This window comes from Bartonella sp. AC329YNZD (assembly GCF_042196685.1).
Taxonomy (GTDB): Bacteria; Pseudomonadota; Alphaproteobacteria; order Rhizobiales; family Rhizobiaceae; genus Bartonella.
This window is the reverse complement of sequence record NZ_JBHIQS010000090.1, coordinates 1-962: the sequence shown is the minus strand read 5'-3', so window position 1 is coordinate 962 and position 962 is coordinate 1. Positions and strand designations below refer to the sequence as shown.

Annotated in this window: 1 protein-coding gene; it reads left to right on the top strand. The window is 40.5% G+C overall.

Annotated features, from left to right (window positions below; translation table 11 throughout):
* A partial coding sequence (locus ACFIMW_RS09380; protein ID WP_375608907.1) for a tyrosine-type recombinase/integrase occupies window positions 1–962 on the top strand: 962 nt, incomplete at both ends.

Here is a 962-nt window from a genome sequence, read left to right as displayed (position 1 = left end):
TTACTTCATAAGCGTAAAGATGGTGGTGCTCAATGGATTTACCGTTATACTATTCACGGACGTCGTCGTGAAATGGGATTGGGTGCTTTGAGAGATGTCTCTTTAAAACAAGCACGTGAATTGGCAACTGGGTGGCGTTCGGTTTTACGTGAGGGTCGTGACCCCATTAAAGAACGTGAGAAACAAAAGCGTGAAGCAATAAGCAATCTCCATTATTTAAAAGACATTGCTGTAGATGCTTTTGAAAGTCGGAAAGCTGAATTAAAAAATGATGGTAAGAATGGAAGTTGGTTTTTACCATTACGCCTTCATATTCTCCCCAAATTAGGCTGTCTGCCCGTTTCTGAGATTACCCAAACAGAGATACGCAATACACTTGCCCCTATTTGGCATACAAAAGCTGGAACTGCTTATAGAGCTCTTAATCGTCTTCATCTTTGTCTCAAACATGCGGCTGCATTAGGTTTGGATGTTGATTTACAGGCAACAGAAAAAGCACGCGCTCTCTTAGGTAAACAACGCCATAAAATAAAAAACTTACCTGCAATGGATTGGAGAGATGTGCCGGCTTTTTATAAAACACTTTGTCAAAAAATAACTATGACACAATTGGCTTTGCGTTTGCTTATTCTGACAGGCGTTCGCACAAATCCTTTACGTCATATTCATAAAGACCAGATTGATGGGGATATATGGACTATTCCTGCTGAAAATATGAAAGGAAAGCGTGATGCTACAACAGAATTTCGTGTGCCTTTATCATCTGAAGCATTAGAAATTTTAAAACAAGCGCGCTTGCTTTCTCGTAATGATTTCTTTTTTTCTGCTAAAGGTCGCGGTCCCCTTGCTGAGAAGTGTATGTATCTTTACATGAGAAAAAATAAAATTGAAGCCTGCCCCCATGGTTTTCGCTCTAGTTTACGCGATTGGCTTGCTGAAACAACCGATGCCCCCTATGAGGT